The sequence below is a fragment of the uncultured Clostridium sp. genome, from assembly GCF_934754915.1.
In the GTDB taxonomy this organism is placed as follows: domain Bacteria; phylum Bacillota; class Clostridia; order Clostridiales; family Clostridiaceae; genus Clostridium.
Window position 1 is genome coordinate 1 of the sequence record NZ_CAKVKB010000162.1, and the last position, 6,320, is coordinate 6,320.

A 6,320-nucleotide genomic window follows, 5' to 3' on the forward strand; every position below is an offset into this window, starting at 1 on the left:
TAATAACTAGCTATTTTTTAACATTTTAGCTATTTCTTTAGCAAAATAAGGCCAAAATACGATAAAACCCATTGGTTAATCATTTCGCCCATTGAAGAAACAACGCGAATATGTAAAAATGATTTCAGAAGATGAAACGAAAAGGGGATATGAATGAAGAACGTTGATTGGAGAGCTTTGGAAAACGGATTGCGGATTCCAACGGAGGCGGGGTATTGTGATCAGCCAAGCATCGTTAAGGCAAAGGATGGAACTTGGATTTGTTCCGTGACAACGGGCAAAGGTGAGGAGGGTGCAAAAGGACAATATGTAAATATTACTCATAGCAATGATCATGGAAAAAGCTGGTCTGAACCGATTGCAATTGAAGAACCGACATGGGAATCTGCATATTCAAGTTTAGCGATAGCCCCGAGTGGGAGAATTTATTGTTTTTATTGTTATAATCTCGACCACGTTGATATAAATGACGTGCCGCTTGTACGTTATGATATGGGAGGATATTACTGTTATCGTTATAGTGATGATAACGGTGTAACTTGGTCCGAACGCCATATCGTTCCTGTTCGTGATTTTGAAATGGATGAACAGCAGGAAGAGCAATATAAATCCTATCGCGGCAAGCCACTACGTTTTTTCTGGAATGTATCACGTGTGTTTTTTGAAGGCGATACGTGTTTTTCTGCGCTGATTAAATACCATTATGATGCAAAAGATGTTTTAAATCGTTCCGAAGGGGTGCTTCTTCGGTGCAAGAATCTTGATAAGCATCCCGAGGCTGGGGAATGGGAGACGCTTCCGGACGGGAAAATCGGATTGCGTACACCGAAAGGTGGAGGACGTGTTGCGGAAGAACAAAGCTTTGTTATTTTATCTGATGGAACCATTTATACAACGTATCGAACAATTGATGGTCATCCGGCTTGCGCATGGAGCTGCGACTATGGTCATACCTTTACAACGGATTATATCCATTATTCAGATGGCAGACCGATGAAACATAACCGTGCGGCTACGTTTATTTGGCCGCTTGGAAATAAACAGTACCTATATTGGTTTAACAATCAGGGGATGCAGTCTTATTCGCGCAGGAACCCTATCTGGTGTTCGCTAGCAAAAGAAATTGAAACCCCTCAGGGGATGAATCTGGCCTTTTCTGAGCCGGAGATTCTGCTTTATCATGAGAGTGAGCATGTGATTATTAGTTATCCGGATCTTCTGTATGATGATGGATGGTATATAACGGAGACGCAAAAGCTCGTGGCTCGAATGCATCCGATTGATAGTGGTTTCATGAAAAAGCTTTGCGCAGATACGCTTGAAGTGAAAGATATACCTGTCTATTCCTGGGGGATAGAAGAAAAGGAGGGACGGGTTCCTGAAATTGTTTTTTCACAGGGTGATCATAAAGTTGCACATGATCAGAGATTCTTGAGCGGAGAAGGTTATACGCTTAGCCTTTGGATAAAGGATGCTCAGGCAAGCGAAGAAGTATGGAGTACGTGGACTTCAGATGGCGGAATAGAAGTAAAGCTGAATTCGCGGGGATACCTAGCGATCCGGTTGGGAGATACTTTTGCTGAATGTACGCTGGAAGGTAGCATTGCGCTTGATGACTGTGCCGGTCATCACATTGCGATCATCCTTGATAATCGTGCAAACATAATTTATACCGTTATAGATGGAAAAATGGACGATGGAGGAGAGAAGCAGCGAAGTGGTTGGCGTTGGATGAATCGAGCGATAATCGCGATTCCCGGTGGAAAGGCGATATGCGGAAGATCGCTTTGTGGAGCTGATTTGTATAGTCGTGCGCTGATGACACGTGAGGCTGCCGCGTTGCGGCTAATTGAGAAAGGATGAACGCTCTTATGAAAAGATCGGTGGCATATTATAAAACGCCGCTATGGCGGCGCATGCTGAAAAACTGGGAATTGTATCTGTTCCTGATCCCAGCGATCGTATATTTTTGTGTTTTTTGCTACATGCCGATGTACGGAGTGCAGATTGCTTTTCGAAATTTTATGCCGAATCGCAGCATTTTAGGCAGTCCATGGATAGGATTGAAGCATTTTCATCGGATTTTCCGACTTCCGAATTTCGGACAAATCGTTTGGAATACACTGGCGATTAGTCTGTATTCGTTAGCCGTATCTTTTCCTGTTCCGATTCTTTTGGCGTTGGTTATTAACGAAATTCGTGCAGAGACATTCAGACGAACCGTGCAAACGGTCTCATATGCGCCACATTTTATTTCGACAGTTGTTCTAGTAAGTCTGATTGATGTGTTTTTTAACACGGATTATGGTATGGCGAACAAAATTATTCAATTCTTTGGGGGCAATGCGATTCCGTTTCTCATAGATCAACGTTATTTCCGCTCTTTGTATGTTTTTTCAGGAGCATGGCAATCCAGCGGCTGGAGCGCAATAGTATATCTTTCCGCCTTATCGGGGATCGATCCGCAGCTACATGAAAGCGCGATGATTGACGGCGCCAGCCGATTTAAGAGAATTATTCATATCAATATTCCGTGCATTCTACCCACAGTATCGTTGCTTTTCATCCTTCAGACAGGCAGCTTGATGTCGGTTGGATTTGAAAAGGTGTTTTTGATGCAGAAGAACGTGAACCTGGATGTATCAGAGGTGCTTTCGACTTATGTTTATAAACAAGGATTGCTGCAAGCTCAGTATAGTTTTTCGGCTGCGGTCGGCCTGTTTAATTCCGTGGTAAATTGTATTTTGCTTATTATTACGAATTCGATTTCCAACTCGCTCGGCGGCAATAGCCTGTTTTAAGGAGGAAAAAATGAAAACAAAGAAAAACAGGATCTATGGAATGGATGACCGCGCAATAGACATAATTGCCTGTATACTGGGTGGACTCGTGTTTGTCGCTACACTTTATCCGCTTATCTTTGTAGTCAGCGCTTCCTTTTCAGAGCCGAGCAATGTTCTTGAAGGAAAGGTAATCCTTTGGCCAATTGGTTTCACACTGGAAGGTTATGAAAAAATTTTCGATTATTCATTGATTTGGATTGGCTATCGGAATACAATCCTTTACACATTCTTTGGCACGCTAATCAATTTGGCACTGACGCTTCCAGCCGCATACGCATTGTCACGCCGAGACTTGATTGGCCGCAATGCTGTTACAGTGTTCTTTTCAATTACGATGTTTTTCTCCGGTGGTTTGATCCCGACTTTCCTTGTTATGAAACAGCTTCATCTGGTGAACAATCCGATGATTATGGTTCTTCTTGGAGCGGTATCAGTTTGGAACACAGTGATTGCACGTACTTTCTTTCAAAGTAACATTCCTATGGAACTGCAGGAAGCGGCATATATTGATGGAGCATCGACAACGAAATTATTCTTTTCGATCGTTCTGCCGCTTGCGAAACCGATTATAGCCGTTCTCGCTTTGTTCTGTGCAGTTGGACATTGGAACAGCTATTTTAATGGACTGATCTATCTCAATAATACCAACCACTATCCACTTCAGATTTTCCTGCGTAATATTCTCATCCTTGATCAACTGGAAAGTATGATGGGGGATCCTGATTCGGTTGAAAGCGTTATGAGACAGATGCAAATGAAAGAATCGATGAAGTTTGGCATAGTTGTTCTTTCGTCGTTGCCGGTTTTAGTAATGTATCCGTTCCTGCAGAAGTATTTTGTCAAGGGAATGATGGTAGGAGCAATTAAAGGATAAAGCGGTTGTTCGCTGGTGGACGGACGTAGTCGCGAATGCGTCGGTTCAGAGGCAGACAGATAAAAAAAGAAAAGGAGTTTTTCAAAATGAAAAAGATTCTTGCTCTGGTTCTTTCTTTAGTAATGCTGCTCATGTCGGCTACTGCATTGGCAGAGGGGACAGCGGGGCTGTCGCCCATACTTGGATTCGGTGGAGAGTGGGCAACCGGTTCATGGGGAATTAGCCAGCTTCCTGTGGTTGAGGGGGATCCGATTCATGTTAGCTGTATGTTCCCGAGGCAGAGCAGCCATCCCACCAGTTTCGATGATATGTGGTGGAGCCAGGAATTGCTTAAACGAGCAAATGTGGTTTTCGATTGGAATCTTGTCGAAAAGTCTGGCTTTGATGAGAAGAAGAATCTTGTTCTCGCCACCGGCGACTATCCGGATGTTTTCATTGATGGCATTACAAAGGCGGACGAACAGATGTTTGGACCGATGGGGATTTTTGTCGATCTGGCTCCACTGATTGAGGAATATGCCCCTAACATTAAAGAACTGTTTGAACGTTTCCCTGATGTTAAGAAATCCTTGACCTACGAAAATGGCGCGATTTACAATCTCTGCGATTTCAACGTCACACCGCGTGATCAGTTCGTTGATGCGCCATACTATAATGTTGCATGGGTACGGAATCTTGGCATGGAGATGCCGAAAACGCTGGAAGAACTGTATGACGTGCTAGTTGCAGTGCGCGATATGGACGCCGATGGCGATGGAAACACCGATGATGAATACCCGATTCTTTTCCGGTTTGAAAGCCAGCCTGCGTTTAAGTACAGTGTGTTAGCTGGCTACGGATTGATTGCGTTGCAGGATGAGTACGGTGTGACTGCCGATTACGTCAAGGATGGCCAGTATCTGTTTGTGCCTGCACAGGAAGGATATAAGAATTATCTGGCGTACATGAACAAGCTTTATACCGAAGGTTTGATTTCTGACGACTGCTTTACTGCTTCTCAGGAGCAGATTAATGCCAAGATTCAGACGAATAAGGTGTTCATGATGGGCATGCAGCCTTATAATCTACTGTATGAAGATGAGCAATGGATTGATAAGTTTGAAATGCTTCCTTTCCTCACGAGCGAAACGAGCAGTGAAATGATTTGGCCTGGCAACTTGCGCCATACCCGTGCGTGGGGTAACTTCGTCATGACAGATAAGTGCAAGTATCCGGTTGAAATGATCAAGCTGGTGGACTACTGGTATTCTGATGTTGGCTCTCTGATGATTCGTGCGGGCCGCGAAAAGGGAACGTATGACGATCAGGGGTGGGAAATCATTATTGATGAAAAAACCGGTGACTGGACGTCTAAGATATCTTATGATACCGAAAAATATACCGGATACTATGATTTCCGTATTCATAACGCTCCACTTCAGGGATCGTATGTTGCCGGTGAGTTCCAGAATAAACTGATGATTCAGAGCGACTATAAGAATAACTGGTATTCTGAAACGAAAATGGCTACCGGACGTACGGAATATATGCAGATCCCGTATCCAGAGGTCACTTACACTGAAGAAGAACAGGAAACTATGATGACATACGTGGATATTGCCAACTATGTTAAGTCCATGGAAACTAAGTTCATCATGGGCGAAGTTTCGCTGGACGATTGGGATAGCTATGTGAACACGCTGTATTCCATGGGCCGTGAGGATATCATTGCCGTTAAGCAGGCTGCTTACGATCGCTGGAATAAAAACTAATTTTCAAATACTCTAATCAGGGCCTTTACGGGGACGGATTCCGTCCCCGTAAAGGCGTATTGCGGATTATTTGTGCGGCTGTGCCGCGTAAAAAAGAGACGTATGGAGGTACGGTCCACAAATGTTCAAACGGATGGGAATTTTTAAAACAATCGTGATATCGTATCTTGTTTTCCTTTTGATTCCGTTGACAGCATTTACTGTTTATTTGACAAATTATGTCGGCAAAACATATCAACAGGATATTATGAGCAGTCAGAATGCAAGCCTCACACAAAGCATGGACTTGCTCGATTTGCGTTTGGCAGAATGCCAGAGAATTGCGTTACAGCTTTCCAAACATGAATTTTTTTCAAAAGCAGCTGTAAGCAAGCGCTCTGCGTATAACATTAGTCAGGCTATTACAATACTGAAATTGGTGAAAGGCGGAAATGAATTTTTAGGCGAAATTGGCTTATACTATTATGGAGATAATTCCATGATTACTTCGAGTGGCGTCATGGAAAAGCAAATTATTAATGAAAGCTTTGGATTGCAAACGGACGAAATTGAGCTTTTCTGGGAAAAGTTGACTGAAAACAGACAAAACGGCGCACATCTGGAGCGCATTCGTGAAAACTGGCTGCTTTCCTATGTGGTCTCTGTTCCATATAATTATCCATGCAGTAACGGATCAGTTGTTTTTATGTTAGACTACGCTGCAATCAATGGCCTGTTTTTACCTCGGACAGAAAATAATCAACGGATACAGTTGCTTGTTCAGACGGATGGAACGATTTTGTTTGGAAAAGATGGATTGAAAGAGCTGCCAGATGATATTGTTGCGAAAGCTATTGACAGCAAGCGCATTAT

General features: G+C 43.3%; 5 protein-coding genes. All 5 read left to right on the top strand.

Translation table 11 applies throughout. From position 1 onward, the window contains the following. Window positions 1-153 precede the first annotated feature (153 nt). Window positions 154-1,863: a LamG-like jellyroll fold domain-containing protein gene (locus tag Q0F58_RS16285; protein ID WP_294378897.1), complete on the top strand. Its 1,710-nt coding sequence runs from the start codon at window positions 154-156 to the stop codon at window positions 1,861-1,863. 8 nt (window positions 1,864-1,871) lie between these two features. Continuing rightward, a complete protein-coding gene (locus Q0F58_RS16290; RefSeq protein ID WP_294378898.1) occupies window positions 1,872-2,801 on the top strand; it encodes a sugar ABC transporter permease in 930 nt (309 codons plus the stop codon). A gap of 10 nt (window positions 2,802-2,811) precedes the next feature. Then, window positions 2,812-3,717, top strand: a complete 906-nt coding sequence (locus Q0F58_RS16295; protein ID WP_294378899.1) for a carbohydrate ABC transporter permease — start codon at window positions 2,812-2,814, stop codon at window positions 3,715-3,717. 86 nt (window positions 3,718-3,803) lie between these two features. Continuing rightward, entirely contained in the window at window positions 3,804-5,468 is a 1,665-nt protein-coding gene (locus Q0F58_RS16300) for an extracellular solute-binding protein (RefSeq protein WP_294378901.1), read from the top strand. A gap of 121 nt (window positions 5,469-5,589) precedes the next feature. Beyond that, window positions 5,590-6,320, top strand: a 731-nt coding sequence (locus Q0F58_RS16305) for a hypothetical protein (protein WP_294378903.1), incomplete at its 3' end; no start/stop codon positions are given.

Coding starts and splice junctions, on each gene's coding strand:
- Q0F58_RS16285 (WP_294378897.1), top strand. CDS start 154: ATGAAGAACGTTGATTGGAGAGCTTTGGAAAACGGATTGCGGATTCCA.
- Q0F58_RS16290 (WP_294378898.1), top strand. CDS start 1,872: ATGAAAAGATCGGTGGCATATTATAAAACGCCGCTATGGCGGCGCATG.
- Q0F58_RS16295 (WP_294378899.1), top strand. CDS start 2,812: ATGAAAACAAAGAAAAACAGGATCTATGGAATGGATGACCGCGCAATA.
- Q0F58_RS16300 (WP_294378901.1), top strand. CDS start 3,804: ATGAAAAAGATTCTTGCTCTGGTTCTTTCTTTAGTAATGCTGCTCATG.